Genomic DNA, 13,389 nt, shown 5'->3' with positions numbered 1-13,389 from the left:
GATGCCGTCTCCCCTCGTCGTGATGGGTGTCTCGGGTTCGGGCAAGTCGACCGTCGGGGCTGCCCTGGCCCAGCGGCTGCGCGTGCCGTTCGCGGACGCCGACGACCTGCACCCCTCCGCCAACGTCGCCAAGATGAGCCGCGGTGAGCCGCTGACCGACGAGGACCGCTACCCGTGGCTCGAGGTCGTGGGCGAGTGGCTCGCGGTCTACGCCGACGGCGGCGTGATGAGCTGCTCGGCGCTCAAGCGGAAGTACCGCGACCAGATCCGCCACCACGCACCGAACGTGCGGTTCCTCCTGCTCGAGGGCACCCGCGCCGTGATCGCCGCCCGCCAGGCGAGCCGGCCCGGCCACTTCATGCCGGCGTCGCTGCTCACCTCGCAGTTCGCGACCCTGGAGCCGCTGCAGCCCGACGAGGACGGGATCGTCCTGGACGTCGACCAGAGTGTCGACCAGATCGTCCAGGGGTATGTCGACCACATGTCCCGCGAGACGGAGGAGTCCTGATGGACGTCATCGACCCGGTGGCCGCCGGCTGGCAGCTGATCACCGCGGCCCTCGTCGCGATCGCACTGATCGTCGTGCTGATCACGCTGCTCAAGCTGCACCCGTTCCTGGCGCTGATCCTGGGCGGGCTGACCGTCGGCATCGTCGCCGGCCAGAACGTCAACGACGTGCTGGCCTCCTTCACCACCGGCTTCGGTACGACGGCGGCCGGCGTCGGTGCGCTGATCGCGCTCGGCGCGATGTTCGCCAAGCTGCTCGCCGACTCCGGGGGCGCCGACCAGATCGTCGACACGATCGTCGGCAACGCGACCGGGCGGATGCTGCCCTGGGCGATGGCGGCCGTCGGCGCGATCATCGGCCTGCCGATGTTCTTCGAGATCGGCCTCGTGCTCCTCATGCCGGTGATCTACCTGGTCGCCCGCCGCGCGCAGGTCTCGCTGATCACCGTCGGCATCCCGGCCCTGGCCGGCCTGTCGGCCATGCACGGCTTCGTGCCGCCGCACCCGGGCCCGGTCACCGCGATCTCCTACCTGCACGCCGACCTCGGCGTCACCCTCGCCCTCGGGCTGGTCGTGGCGGTGCCGACGATCATCGTGGCCGGCCCGCTCTTCGGGAGCATCGCCGGCCGCTGGGTCGTCGTCGAGCCCCCGCACACCTTCGACGCTCCTCCGCGGGAGGGGGAGCGCGACGAGCCGGTGCGACGGCCGTCGTTCGGGGTCACCATCGCGACCGTCCTGCTGCCCGTGGTGCTGATGCTCGGCAAGGCGATCCTCGACATCGTCATCGACGACCCCGACGACACCGTCCAACAGGTCGGCGACGTGATCGGCAACCCGTTCGTCGCGCTGCTGATCGCGGTCCTGGTCGCGATGTACACCTTCGGCGTCCGCGCCGGCATGGGGAGGCAGCGGCTCTCCGACACCGTGGGCGGGGCGCTGCCCCCGATCGCGGGCATCCTGCTGATCGTGGCCGCCGGTGGTGGCTTCAAGCAGGTGCTCGTCGACACCGGCATCGGCAAGCTCCTGGCCGACTGGGCCAGCGATGCGAACGTCTCCGTGCTGCTGCTCGCCTGGGTGCTCGCGGTGCTGATCCGCCTCGCGACCGGCTCCGCGACGGTCGCCACGATCACCGCCTCGTCGCTGATGATCGGGCTGGTCGAGGGCCTGTCGACGGGGGAGACCTCGCTGGTCGTGCTCGCGGTCGGCGCCGGCTCGCTCTTCTTCTCCCACGTCAACGACGCGGGCTTCTGGCTGGTCAAGGAGTACTTCGGGATGACGGTCGGCCAGACGGTCAAGACCTGGTCGCTGATGGAGACCGTGCTGTCCGTGACCGGGCTGGTCATGGTCCTGATCCTGGGCGTCTTCATCTAGCCGGAACACCCCGGTCGCCGCGGAGGTTGTGACCGGCATGAGTGAGAAGCAGGCACTGGTGCCCGACGCCAGCCACCCGATCACGATCACCCCGACCCGGGACCGCGTCGTCGTGCAGCTCGGCGACCGCACGATCGCCGACTCGACCAGCGCGATGACGCTGCAGGAGGCCAGCTACCCGCCCGTGCAGTACATCCCGCTCGCGGACGTCGACCCGGAGCTGCTGCAGCGCACCGACCACGCGACCTTCTGCCCCTACAAGGGCGACGCCGGCTACTACAGCCTCGTCATCGACGGCGACACGTACGACAACGCCGTGTGGACCTATGAGGCGCCGTACGACGCCGTCGCCGAGATCGCCGGGCACGTCGCGTTCTACCCGAACGTCGTGGACGTGCGGACCTACCCCAGCTCGTAGAGGTAGCGGCTCGTCGGCACGAGGTCGAGGTCGTGGTCGGCCCCGAACCGGGCGACGCTGGCCATCAGATCGGTGAGCCGGCGGTCGAGCTCGGCGTCGTCGCCGCCGCTTCCGTAGAACGCGTGCATGTCGTGGATGCCGGCGCTCGGGAAGAGCTCCTCGACGAAGGCGTCGATCCGCGGCGCGTCGGGGGTGACCGCCTCGACCACGATGTTCTGCACGTAGCCGAACGTCGCCTGGGTGCGGATCGCGACGGGCGTGTGGTCGACCATCCATATCCGCAGCCACTCCTCCCGGGCGAGGTCGTCGGGGCGCCGCAGCACCGCGACGTTCGCGAGGGCGTCGGCGCGGCTGCCGTCCCACGCCTCGGGCGGGTCGAGCCGTCGCCGCTCCTCGACCTCGTAGCCGTGCACGGTGGTCGCCGCGTCGCGGAGAGCCTCCGCGACGGCGGCCGGGTCGGCGTCCCACACGCTGACGAGGGCGCCGATCGGGTCGGCGAAGTGCGAGATCCGCATCGCGGCAGCCACCTCGGCGTCGTCGACGTTGAGCTGCAGGCGGCGGACGCCGGCGGCGGCCAGCCGGTCGCGCACGGCCGGCGCGTGGAGGGTGTCGGCGAGGTCGTCGCCCCACAGGGCGAAAAAGTGCTTGGTCACGGAGCCCGACGGTAGGGCATCCTCGACCGGTGTTGACGAAGGTCCGGCTCCCAGCCGTGCTCCGCGACGAGCCGCAGTACCGGCTCCTCTTCGGGAGCCAGGTGCTCTCGATCCTCGGCGACCGGGTCACCATGGTGGCGCTCCCGTTCGCCGTCCTCGCCAGTGGCGGCGGTGTCGGGGACGTGGCGTTGGTGTCGGCGGCGCAGTTCCTGCCGTTCGTGGTGCTCGCGCTCCCGGCCGGGGTGTGGGCCGACCGCCTCGACCGGAAGTGGATCCTGGTCGCCTCCGACGCCCTCCGGCTGCTCTGCCAGCTGGTGGCCGCCGCGCTCCTGCTCACCGACCACGCACACATCGCCCACCTGGCGGTGATCGCCGCCGTGTACGGCGCTGCCGACGCGTTCTTCGCGCCCGCCTTCAGCGGCCTGCTGCCCACGACGGTCGCGCCGGCCAACATCCAGCCGGCCAACGCGCTGCGCGGTCTCTCCTTCTCCGTCGGCTCGATCCTCGGCCCGGTGATGGCCGGTCTGCTGATCGCCTTCGCGGGTGGCCCGGGCGGGGCCTTGCTCTTCGACGCCGCGACCTTCGCGGTCTCGATCGCGCTGCTGGTGCCCCTGCGCCCGCGGGTCGTGTCGGCCGGCCTGGCGGAGGAGGACCCGGCCGCGACGACCGACCACTTCTGGACCAGCCTGCGCGAGGGCTGGGGCGCGGTCCGGTCGCGGTCATGGGTGCTCGCCTTCCTGGGCGGCATCGCGGCGTACCACGTGGTGGTGCTGCCGGCGATCTTCGTCATCGGGCCGGTGCTGATGGAGCGCGACCTCGACGGCGCGCGGTCGTGGGCGGTGGTCGTCGCCTGCTTCGGGATCGGCAGTGTGCTCGGCGACCTGCTGTTCCTGCGCTGGCGACCGCGACACGCGCTGCGGGTCGCGTCGTTGCTGCTGGTCGGCGCGTCCTGCCAGGCGGCGTTCATCGGCAGCGGGCTCGGCACGTGGGGGATCGGTGGGCTCGAGCTGCTCGCGGGTGTCTGCGTGACCGGCGCGTTCACGCTCTGGGAGACCTCGTTGGGCGAGCACATCCCGGCCGGGTCGCTGTCGCGGGTCTCGAGCTACGACTACCTCACCAGCTCCGGCATGATCCCGCTCGGCAACCTGCTGGCCGGGCTCGTCAGCGCGTCGATCGGCCTGCAGCCCACCCTCGTCGCGATGACGGTCGTCGGCGTGGGGGTGTCGCTGGTCGTCGCCTCGCTGCCGTCGGTGCGGGGGCTGGGCAGGGGTCAGAGCACGGAGCGGTAGACCTCGACGGTGCGCTCCGCGATCGCGGGCCAGCTGAACGACTCGATCGCCCGGGCCCGACCGGCCCGGCCCATCTCGGCCGCGCGGGCGGGGTCGGACACGACCTCGATGAGCGCGGCCGCGAAGTCCGCGACGTAGCGGTCCGCGTCGAGCGGTGTGCCGGTGCCGTCGGTGGCCTGCTCGATCGGCACCAGCCGCCCGGTCGTGCCGTCGACGACGACCTCCGGGATGCCGCCGGTGGCGGTCGCCACGACGGCCGTCTCGCAGGCCATCGCCTCGAGGTTGACGATGCCGAGCGGCTCGTAGATGGACGGGCAGGCGAAGGCGGTGGCGTTGGTCAGCAGCGCGGTGACGTCGGGGCGGGGCAGCATCTCCCGGATCCAGACCACGCCGGTGCGGGACGCGGCCAGCGACCCGACCAGCGCCTCCACCTCGGCCGCGATCTCGGGGGTGTCGGGCGCGCCCGCGCAGAGCACGATCTGGACCTCCGGCGGCAGCTGCGCGACCGAGCGCAGGAAGAACGGCAGCCCCTTCTGGCGGGTGATCCGGCCGACGAAGACGACCGACGGACGGTCCGGGTCCACGCCGAGCTCGCGCACGCGGCCGGGGTCGTCGTTCGGGCGCCAGTCGTCGGTGTCGATGCCGTTGTGGATGGTGTGCACGCGGGCCGGGTCGATCGCGGGGTACGACGCGAGCACGTCGTCGCGCATCGCCGACGACACCGCGATCACGGCCGCGGCCGCTTCGTAGGACGTCTTCTCGATGTAGGACGAGATCGCGTAGCCGCCGCCGAGCTGCTCGGCCTTCCACGGCCGCAGCGGCTCCAGCGAGTGCGCGGACACGACGTGCGGCACGGCGTACAGGAGCGAGGAGAGGTGGCCCGCGAAGTTGGCGTACCAGGTGTGCGAGTGGACCAGGTCGGTGCCCGCGCAGCCGTCGGCGATCGCGAGGTCGACCCCGAGCGTGCGCAGCGCGGCGTTGGCCGACGAGAGCTCGGCGAGGTCGGCGTACGACGAGGTCAGCGCCTCGTCGCGCAGCCCACCGAACGCGTGCACGTGGGTGGTGAGGTCGTCGCGCGCACGCAGCGCCCGGACCAGCTCGGCGACGTGGACCCCCGCCCCGCCATAGACCTCTGGTGGGTACTCCCGGGAAAGGACGTCGACTCGCACGTGCCGAACCTACTCGTCTTGGCGCTAGCGTGGGGCCATGGCTCTCAGCTCTCGCAAGCGCGTCCTGGCGATCGTCCTCGCGGGCGGTGAGGGCAAGCGGTTGATGCCCCTGACCGCGGACCGGGCCAAGCCCGCCGTACCCTTCGCCGGCATCTACCGGCTGATCGACTTCGCGCTGTCGAACGTCGTGAACTCCGGCTACCTGAAGATCGTGGTGCTGACCCAGTACAAGTCCCACAGCCTCGACCGGCACGTCACCCAGACCTGGCGGATGTCGACGATGCTGGGCAACTACGTGACGCCGGTGCCGGCGCAGCAGCGGGTCGGCAAGCACTGGTACCTCGGCAGTGCCGACGCCATCTTCCAGTCGCTCAACCTGATCAAGGACGAGAAGCCGGACATCGTCGTGGTGGTCGGCGCGGACCACGTCTACCGGATGGACTTCCACCAGATGGTGAAGGCGCACGTCGCCAGCGGGGCCGCCTGCTCGGTCGCCGCGATCCGCCAGCCGATCGAGCTGGCCGACCAGTTCGGTGTGATCGACGTGCACCCCGACGACCCGTCGAAGATCCGCGACTTCCTGGAGAAGCCGACCGAGCCGGTCGGGCTGCCGGACAGCCCGGGCGAGGTGCTCGCGTCGATGGGCAACTACGTCTTCGACGCCGACGCACTGGTCGAGGCGGTGACCCGCGACGCGACCGAGATCGGCTCCAAGCACGACATGGGCGGCGACATCGTGCCGTCGTTCGTGCGCCGCCAGCAGGCGGCCGTCTACGACTACAAGGACAACGACGTCGCGGGCTCGACCGACCGCGACCGCGGCTACTGGCGCGACGTCGGGACGCTCGGCTCCTACTACGCCGCGCACATGGACGTCGTGTCGCCGCTGCCGGTCTTCAACCTCTACAACTTCGAGTGGCCGATCTACACCTCCTACGGCCCGCAGCCGCCGGTCAAGCTCGTGCAGGGCGCGGCCGGCGAGAAGCCGCGCACCGACGAGGCCGTGCTCTCGCCCGGGGTGGTCGTCACCGGCGGCAAGGTGAAGCGGTCGGTGCTCTCGCCGGCCGTGCGGATCGAGGCCGGCGCGGAGGTGACCGGCTCGGTGCTGATGAACGGCGTGTACGTCGGGCCCGGGGCGATCGTGCGCAACGCGATCCTCGACAAGAACGTCGTCGTCCCGGCCGGCGGCCAGATCGGCGTCGACCTCGAGGCCGACCGCGCCCGTGGGTTCGTCGTCGAGGACGGGCTGACCGTGCTCGGCAAGGACCAGGTCTTCCCGAGCAGCTAGATCACGCCAGCGGCCCGCGCGGCGGCGCCGTACGCGGCGGCCAGCGTGTGCACGGTCTCGTGGGCGTTGAGACCGCTCGGGTTCGGCACGATCCAGAGCTCGGCGCCGGCGAGCGGCTCCGGCTGCCGACCCGGCACGGCCTGGCGCCGACCGAAGGCCGTGCGGTAGGCCGTGATGCCGGCGATCGCGACGACTCGCGGCGCGGTACGGCGCACCGTCGCCTCGAGCTCGACCCCGCCCGCCCGGAGCTCGTCGTCCGTCAGCTCGGACGCCTTGGCGGTCGCCCGACGGACGACGTTGGTGATCCCGATGCCGCGAGCGCGCAGCCGGTCGCGGTCGTCGTCGGTCATGCCCGCCGAGGGGCTGACCGGCTCGGTGATGATCCCGGCCTCGAGCAGCGCGGGGTAGAAGCGGTTGCCGGGGTGCGCGAAATGGGTCTGCGTCGCAGCCGTCCAGAGGCCGGGGTTGATGCCGACGAAGAGCAGCCTGAGGTCGGGCCCGACCAGGTCGGGCACCTCGGCGTCACGGAACGACTCCAGCTCGGCGCGGGTGAAACGGGGCACGCCCGCAGCCTGCCATGTTCGGAACCGGGGTCGAGCCGCTACCGTCCCATGGTCATGCGACAACTCCTCGGGACGACGCTGTTGGCCATGACCCTGCTCGCCGGGTGCGGTGACGACCGGGCCGCGGAGGTGTCGCCCCCGGCGGAGGTGGACCCGGTCACGCTGGTCTCCGGGACCGCGGGCCGCGGCGCCGAGGCCACGCACGCGACCGACGTGTCGGAGGACGCGGCGCTGGCGACGTACGTCGAGCAGTTCGACGATCCGTTCGCGGCGAAGGTGTCGGCGGCCGCCGGACGGATCGACGTGGGCAGCGGTCAGGTGCTGCTGGCCCAGGTGGTGGCCATCGGATGCGACGCTCCCACGAGCGCGCACGTGCGGGGCCACGTGATCGTGCCCGCGAAGGTGGCGTCGCCGCTGCAGGAGTGCTTCGCGCCCGTGACGACAGTGGCGCTGGCGGTCGTGCCGGACTAGGAGCCGGGCTTCGTGTAGGTGACCTCGAGCGCGTTGGCCACCCAGCGCTGGAAGCCGTCGGAGGGCTTGTTGAGCACCGCGACCTTCCCGTCGCGGTTCTTGCCCACCATCGTCGACGAGCCGCCGCCGTCGAGGTTGATCGCCTCGTCCGCGCCGAGGTCGATCATCAGGTCGGCCAGCTCGACCATCGTGTAGCCGCGACTGCCCTGCTGGCGGCCGTCGACCACCAGCACGAGCACCTCGCCGGTGTCGGCGTCGACGCCGACCGCCGTACGCGGGTGCATCTCGCGGTCGTCGACGGCCCGGATGATGCCGTCGTGGACCAGGAAGTGGTTGCCGCTGATCGCCATCTGCGGGCGGCCCTCGAGCCACCGGTCGATCGTGATCGGAGTGCCCTTGGGGAGCTTGCGCAGCAGCTTCGCACTGTCACCGCGGCCGATGAGGAGCTGCCCCGTGATCGGCTGGCCGCTGCTGAGCTTGCCGCGGGTGGTCGCGATCCGGCCGTTGACGACGGTCACCGCGCGGACCCGCTCGGTCTGGCCCTGGGTGACGCGGTAGCCCGCCGTCTTGCCCCAGCGCGGGGTGTAGACGCCGATCCCGCCGGGCGTCACGAAGGGGGAGTTGAGGTTCGTGATCTCGAGCTTCGGGTGGTGGCGGATCGCGGCGTGCATCGGCAGGTCGCCGATCCCGGCGCGGCCGTGTCTGTTGATGTAGAACGCGTTGTTCCAGCCGTCCACGCGGGCGTGCAGGAGACCGCGCTGACGGTCCTTGCCGAGGCCGAGCGGCGCGCCGGTGTGGCCGATGTCGTAGAAGTCGCCGTTCACCCCGGCGATCGCGCGGTCCTTGGCCAGGATGTCGATGACCGGCGCGACCCGGCGTACCGACCCCATGCTGGCGTAGTCGATCTTCAGCCCGGGCGTGCTCGGGTCGATGGTGAGCAGGTGGGCGCGGATCGGGCCGCGGGCGTCGGTCTGGCTCCACCGGGTGAAGGTGACGCCCGGGGCGACCTGCCAGGTGGTGCGGGAGGTCTCGGTCGCCGTCCGACGGCCCGCCGGGAGCGGTGCCGCGAGGGTGCCGGGCTCGCCGCCGGAGGTGTGCTTCGGGTGCAGCTTGCGCGGGCCGGGCTCGGCGTGGCGTCCCGGATCGCCGGCCAGGGCGGCGTCGGACGGCCCGGGCGCGGTGCCGGCGAGGACACACGCGACCAGGCCGAGGGAGATTGCTAGGCGGCGACGCACCGTTGCAAGGCTATGCCTCTCACCGGGTGACTTCGGGGAGGTGGACGACCGTGTCCTCGAGGAGCACGGCCCCGGGGGTGCGGCTGCCCATGCCGACGAACGTGTCGCTCACCGGCGACGCGAGCACGTAGAGGGACTGCCCGGCGGGGACGTTGACCGCCACCGAGGGCAGCGCGATCCGCCACGGCTCACCGGTCACCGGCGCAAGCGTGTTGAGCGGCAGCACGTTGTTCTGGACCAGGTGCGCGTCGGCGGGTGAGGTGCCGACCGCGAGCCCGTAGAAGGCACGGTTGTTGGCGCCGAGCGCGGTGAGCGTGCCGGTGAGGTACGGCGTGCCGGCGACCCGGATCGGGCCGGGGGCGACCTCGTAGGCGATCGGCGCACCACCGGTCTCGGTCGTGGCCACGGTGCCGATGTCGTAGGTCTTGCTCGCCTTGACCGAGTCGACGGTCGTGCAGGTGCTGCCAGGCGTGGCGAGATGGTAGGCGCCGTAGCCGCGCAGGCCGGTGTCGCGGTGCTTGATCTGCTCGTTGAAGAACCGGATGGTGAGGTCCTCGAAGGTGCCGCCCGCGAGCCGCTTGCTGCAGGGGTCGGAGGTGACGTCCACGCCGGTGGGCAAGACAGCGGGCAGCACGTGGCCGCCGTTGTAGGCGACGAAGATGCTGTGCCGGCGCGACTTCGCCGTGATCGCGGTCTTCCAGTTGGCGAGCCCCTGCTGGAGCGGGAAGAGCGAGTCGGTGGTGCCCTGGCCGAAGAGCACCGGGATGTCGAGCTTGCGACCATGGTCGACGTGCCACTTCGGGCCGTTCTTGCGGAAGAAGGCGGGCATGTCCTCGGTGCCGGGCACCGACCCGTCGGGCCAGGTGCCGGTCGCGGCGCCCTCGACGAGGGCGGCGTAGACCTGGGGCGGCAGGGCGTCGGACGTCGTGGAGGCGGCGCTGAGGGCGGCGGCCCAGGCGGTGCGGACGACGCCGTTCGGCGCGAGGCTCTCGCTGAGGTCGTGCCAGGTGATCTCGGGGGCGAGCGCGTCGAGGACCGGCTTGCCGGTGGTGCGCTGCTCCTCGAAGGCGGTCAGGAACTGGTAGCCGCCGCCGTAGCTGCCGCCGATCGCGCCCATCCGCGGGTCGCCCGGGCCGTCCTGCTGCACCCAGCGGAGCTTGCTGATGAGCTTCACGAGCGTGCGGACGTCGTGCCCTTCGACGTCGGGGTTCTCGACGTAGGCGTGGCCGCCGCTCTCGCCGAACCCGCGTTGGTCGAACGAGATGACGGCGTACCCCGCCTTGAACCACTTCGCGAAGCTCGCCGGATCGGTGGTGCGCGAGCCGCCCCAGCCGTGGCTGTGCATGATCATCGGCACGCGGTGGGTCCGGCTGGCGCTGCGCGGCTTGAAGATCGTGTAGCAGATCTCGACCTTCGCGGTGGTGCCCGGATCGGGGACGCTGGTGACGCAGCCGTCCGTCGCCGTCGCGAGCGGCCGGGCGGCGGCCGAGACCGCGGGCGTCGTCACGGGTACGGCGAGGAGCGAGGCGGCCGCCAGGGCCGCGGCGAGGACGGTGCGAAGGGTCATGCCTGGGACAACTGTCGCGGGCGCGGCAGGTTACTGACCGGTCACCAGCTGCCGGTCAGCGGCAGGGGCCCTGGCCCAGGATGTCCAGGCCGGTGCGGTCGCCGGGGCCGAGCTCGGTGCGCCTGGTGGTCTCGGGGTACATCAGCTCACCCGTGTCGTCCACGTGGCCCAGGCCCACGACGTGGGCGAGCTCGTGCACGATGACAGCGCGCTGGAGATCGGCGCCGTCGGGCCGCTCGGCCAAGGCGGCGAACGCGTCCCGGTCGAGCACGACCATGCCGGTGACGTAGGCGAGCTCGTCGGGGCCGGTCCGGGCCGCCTCGGCACCACCCACGCCGGCCACCTCGCCGGCCAGCTCGGGGACCTCGTCGGGCGTCGCCCACCCGACCAGCACCGGCGGGACCGGCCCGAAGAGGCTCGCCCGATCGCGGAAGTCGCGGGCGGTCGTGGTGCCGTCGTAGCGGAACTCGAGCCCGCTCGCGCCCTCGATGTCGGCGACCGCGTCCGCCAGGAGCCGCCGCTGGTCGGCGGGCGCGCCCTCGGGGTTGACGACGTACCGGATCTCCGCGCAGCGGTCCCAGGTCACCGGCTCGCCGCTGCGCGGCTGCGTCGCCGCGAACGTGTAGCCGGCGCCCGCGCCGTTGTCGGTGATGGTGAAGGTGAGGTCTTGACCGATGCCGAGCATCGAGCGCAGGTGCTTGCCGCTGGACAGCGGGTTGAACGTCACGACCAGGACCGTCAGGACGGTGGCCAGCAGAAATGAGGTCCGCGTGCGAGCGCGATGGGACACCGGACGGGACACAAGCCCACATTGTCCGTTGTCCACAGGCTCCACGAACGGCGTTTCGGGAATCTCGCGTCCGGGGAATCATGGAGGCGTGACCCGTACTCGGACGGTCATCACCGCCCTCTCGTGCCTCTCGGTGCTCGCGCTCGGCGCCTGCTCCGACGACGACCCCGAGCCCAAGTTCGCGCCGACGCCGTCGACGAGCGCACCGACGGAGGCGAGCACGTCGCCCGCGGTGGAGCTGGATCCCGAAGAGACGGTGAAGGCCTGGGTCGAGGCTCAGAACATCGCACTCCGGACCGGCGAGACCAGTGGCTTGAAGGCGTTGAGCTCGAGTTCGTGCCGTGGCTGCGACGATTTCATACGTCCGATTGAGTCGGTGTACCGCGATGGCGGACACTTCTCGACCGACGGTTGGACAGTTGTCGCGGCGAGGACGCGTGCACATTCCTCTGCGCCGGTTGTCGTCGATGTCGCAGTGTCGATCGCGGGCGGGGAGACCGTGGTCCGGTCTGGAGCTGATCCGGTTGTCTACGAGACCGACAAGAAGATCATGGTCTTCAAGGTGGACGACGATGGCCAGGGCTCGCAGGTCACATTCGTGGGGTTTGTCGAGTGATCAGGCGGGTCTTGCTCGTGCTGGCCGTGAGCCTGGGTGGCCTGGCCTTGGTACCCGCGCCGGCGAGCGCAGCGTGTCATGTCGTCCGTGAGCAGGAACTGGTGAACGGCCAGGTCCGCATGTATTGGGTGAAGCATTGCGATTCTGAAGGAAGCGCAACCCCGGCAGCCGACTCCACGAGGCCGCCGAGGGACTCTGACTGGGATCGGGCCTGTGTACGTCAGGCCCTCACGTTCGGTCTCGATCCGCAAGCGTTCTGCGATACCCCCGTCGCCGCCGTCGCGCCGACGCTCACGCCTGGCATTGTCGCCCGGGCGTTCCGGCGGTTGTCGTTGCCGGCGTCGGAGTTGGTGGTGCAGCCGCCGGGTGGGCGGACGTTGGTGAATTTCGCGACGAACTTCTACACCGAGAACGGTGGGTTCACGCGCACGGTGAGTCTGTTGGGTCGGCGGGTGGTGTTGCGGATCTGGCCGGCTGCTTATGGGTGGCGGTTCGGTGATGGGGTGACCAGGCAGACGGTGGGGGCGGGGTCGCCGTATCCGGATCTGGAGATCACGCACCGGTACCTGGACGAGGGTCGGGTGAGCCCGCGGGTGGACACGACGTATGCGGCGCAGTTCCGGGTTGGTGGGGGTCCGTGGCGTGAGGTGGTGGGGACGGTGACGGTCCCGGGGATGGCGCAGGGGTTGCGGGTGGTGGAGGCGCGTCCGGTGTTGGTGGGTTACTGAGCGGGCGTGGGTGTGGCCCCGCGGGCCCGTGGCCGGCGGGGTCGGGTGGTCAGGTATGTCGTGGGTGGGTGAGGTCGTTGAGGTGGACGTGGCCCAACGGGCTGGTCCAGCGGAAGATGCGTGCTGCGGTGCGTTGGTAGGTCCAGCCGCCGTGGGTCTTGAGGCGGTGGTGGAACCTGCACAACGGGGCGAGGTTGCAGGAGCAGGTGGGTCCGCCCTGGTCGTGCTCGATGATGTGGTCGGCGTCGCAGGACCTGGAGGGTCGGGTGCAGTGCGGGAACACGCAGGTGGGGTGGGTGAGGTTCACCTGTTCGCGCAGGAGCGGGGTGGGGTCGTGGCCCTGGTTCCACCGGTGTTCGTTGAGGTCGATGACCTGACGCACGTGCACGGACGAGGCGTGGCACCAGTCGCGGACCTGGTCGATCGAGTGGAACGACCTCGTGTTCTCCAGCGTGGCGAAGGGTCCGCCGTCGGTGTGCACGTTGAGCACCACCTGACGCTTCGGGAACTCCAAAGACCCTTGGTTGCGGGCGAGGTCGCCGGCGGCCAGGGACCGGCGGACGTCCAAGGTCTCCTCGCACCCGAGGTCGGCGAGTGCCTGCGCGCGGGTGGTGATGGCGTCGTCCAGATCCAACGCGTCGGCCAGGTCGAGGGTGCCGTACACGTCGACGGTGCCGTTGAACGACACCTGGGTGGTGTCGATGTCGAAGCACCGGCCGTCCGC

Annotated in this window: 15 protein-coding genes; 8 read left to right on the top strand and 7 right to left on the bottom strand. The window is 71.2% G+C overall.

Annotation, left to right across the window (positions count from 1 at the left end; all coding sequences use genetic code 11):
- The first annotated feature begins 1 nt into the window (after position 1).
- The 3 genes from PD653B2_RS10500 to PD653B2_RS10490 are packed head-to-tail and all read left to right on the top strand — an operon-like array spanning position 2 to position 2,296.
- The gene (locus tag PD653B2_RS10500) at positions 2 to 508 is read left to right on the top strand and encodes a gluconokinase (RefSeq protein WP_085872327.1); all 507 of its coding nucleotides are present in this window, start codon (positions 2 to 4) and stop codon (positions 506 to 508) included.
- Positions 508 to 1,878, top strand: coding sequence for a GntP family permease (locus PD653B2_RS10495; protein ID WP_085872326.1), 1,371 nt, complete (start codon positions 508 to 510; stop codon positions 1,876 to 1,878). Before PD653B2_RS10500 ends, PD653B2_RS10495 begins: the two co-directional genes overlap by 1 nt.
- 37 nt (positions 1,879 to 1,915) lie before the next feature.
- On the top strand, positions 1,916 to 2,296 hold the full coding sequence (locus tag PD653B2_RS10490) for a DUF427 domain-containing protein (RefSeq protein WP_085872369.1): 381 nt from the start codon (positions 1,916 to 1,918) through the stop codon (positions 2,294 to 2,296).
- On the opposite strand, the gene PD653B2_RS10485 is transcribed toward PD653B2_RS10490, so the two are convergent.
- Positions 2,281 to 2,949: an EthD domain-containing protein gene (locus PD653B2_RS10485; protein ID WP_085872325.1), complete on the bottom strand. Its 669-nt coding sequence runs from the start codon at positions 2,947 to 2,949 to the stop codon at positions 2,281 to 2,283. The genes PD653B2_RS10490 and PD653B2_RS10485 overlap by 16 nt on opposite strands.
- Before the next feature lie 29 nt (positions 2,950 to 2,978).
- Between PD653B2_RS10485 and PD653B2_RS10480 the strand changes: the two genes are divergently transcribed.
- Positions 2,979 to 4,238: an MFS transporter gene (locus PD653B2_RS10480; RefSeq protein WP_085872324.1), complete on the top strand. Its 1,260-nt coding sequence runs from the start codon at positions 2,979 to 2,981 to the stop codon at positions 4,236 to 4,238.
- Here the strand turns inward: PD653B2_RS10480 and glgA are convergent.
- Positions 4,220 to 5,407 carry a glycogen synthase gene (glgA, locus tag PD653B2_RS10475; protein WP_085872323.1) on the bottom strand — a complete coding sequence of 396 codons (1,188 nt, stop codon included), beginning with the start codon at positions 5,405 to 5,407 and terminating at the stop codon, positions 4,220 to 4,222. The two genes, PD653B2_RS10480 and glgA, sit on opposite strands and share 19 nt — an antisense overlap.
- Before the next feature lie 37 nt (positions 5,408 to 5,444).
- Here glgA and PD653B2_RS10470 point away from each other — a divergent pair, with 37 nt between their 5' ends.
- On the top strand, positions 5,445 to 6,695 hold the full coding sequence (locus tag PD653B2_RS10470) for a glucose-1-phosphate adenylyltransferase (RefSeq protein WP_085872322.1): 1,251 nt from the start codon (positions 5,445 to 5,447) through the stop codon (positions 6,693 to 6,695).
- On the opposite strand, the gene PD653B2_RS10465 is transcribed toward PD653B2_RS10470, so the two are convergent.
- On the bottom strand, positions 6,692 to 7,258 hold the full coding sequence (locus PD653B2_RS10465; protein ID WP_085872321.1) for a mismatch-specific DNA-glycosylase: 567 nt from the start codon (positions 7,256 to 7,258) through the stop codon (positions 6,692 to 6,694). The two genes, PD653B2_RS10470 and PD653B2_RS10465, sit on opposite strands and share 4 nt — an antisense overlap.
- Before the next feature lie 54 nt (positions 7,259 to 7,312).
- On the opposite strand from PD653B2_RS10465, the gene PD653B2_RS10460 reads away from it, so the two are divergent.
- The gene (locus PD653B2_RS10460; RefSeq protein ID WP_133058954.1) at positions 7,313 to 7,729 is read left to right on the top strand and encodes a hypothetical protein; all 417 of its coding nucleotides are present in this window, start codon (positions 7,313 to 7,315) and stop codon (positions 7,727 to 7,729) included.
- On the opposite strand, the gene PD653B2_RS10455 is transcribed toward PD653B2_RS10460, so the two are convergent.
- Genes PD653B2_RS10455 through PD653B2_RS10445 form a run of 3 tightly spaced genes read right to left on the bottom strand, consistent with a single transcriptional unit; the run spans position 7,726 to position 11,258 of the window.
- Complete coding sequence (locus PD653B2_RS10455; protein ID WP_085872319.1) at positions 7,726 to 8,964, bottom strand: phosphodiester glycosidase family protein; 1,239 nt, start codon at positions 8,962 to 8,964, stop codon at positions 7,726 to 7,728. The two genes, PD653B2_RS10460 and PD653B2_RS10455, sit on opposite strands and share 4 nt — an antisense overlap.
- A 19-nt stretch (positions 8,965 to 8,983) precedes the next feature.
- Positions 8,984 to 10,531 carry an alpha/beta hydrolase family protein gene (locus PD653B2_RS10450; RefSeq protein ID WP_085872318.1) on the bottom strand — a complete coding sequence of 516 codons (1,548 nt, stop codon included), beginning with the start codon at positions 10,529 to 10,531 and terminating at the stop codon, positions 8,984 to 8,986.
- Between the two features lie 55 nt (positions 10,532 to 10,586).
- Positions 10,587 to 11,258 carry a matrixin family metalloprotease gene (locus PD653B2_RS10445; protein ID WP_133058953.1) on the bottom strand — a complete coding sequence of 224 codons (672 nt, stop codon included), beginning with the start codon at positions 11,256 to 11,258 and terminating at the stop codon, positions 10,587 to 10,589.
- A gap of 151 nt (positions 11,259 to 11,409) precedes the next feature.
- On the opposite strand from PD653B2_RS10445, the gene PD653B2_RS10440 reads away from it, so the two are divergent.
- Positions 11,410 to 11,937 (top strand): DUF6318 family protein, encoded by a 528-nt coding sequence (locus tag PD653B2_RS10440; RefSeq protein ID WP_085872316.1) that lies wholly within the window; start codon positions 11,410 to 11,412, stop codon positions 11,935 to 11,937.
- A 17-nt stretch (positions 11,938 to 11,954) separates the two neighbouring features.
- Complete coding sequence (locus PD653B2_RS25650; RefSeq protein ID WP_242665239.1) at positions 11,955 to 12,665, top strand: hypothetical protein; 711 nt, start codon at positions 11,955 to 11,957, stop codon at positions 12,663 to 12,665.
- Between the two features lie 49 nt (positions 12,666 to 12,714).
- Here PD653B2_RS25650 and PD653B2_RS24910 read toward each other — a convergent pair.
- A partial coding sequence (locus PD653B2_RS24910) for an HNH endonuclease signature motif containing protein (RefSeq protein ID WP_165763424.1) occupies positions 12,715 to 13,389 on the bottom strand: 675 nt, incomplete at its 5' end.

This window comes from Nocardioides sp. PD653-B2 (genome assembly GCF_002117935.1).
Classification (GTDB): domain Bacteria; phylum Actinomycetota; class Actinomycetes; order Propionibacteriales; family Nocardioidaceae; genus Nocardioides.
The sequence above is the reverse complement of the archived record's forward strand: the minus strand, read 5'-3'. Positions and strand labels throughout refer to the sequence as shown.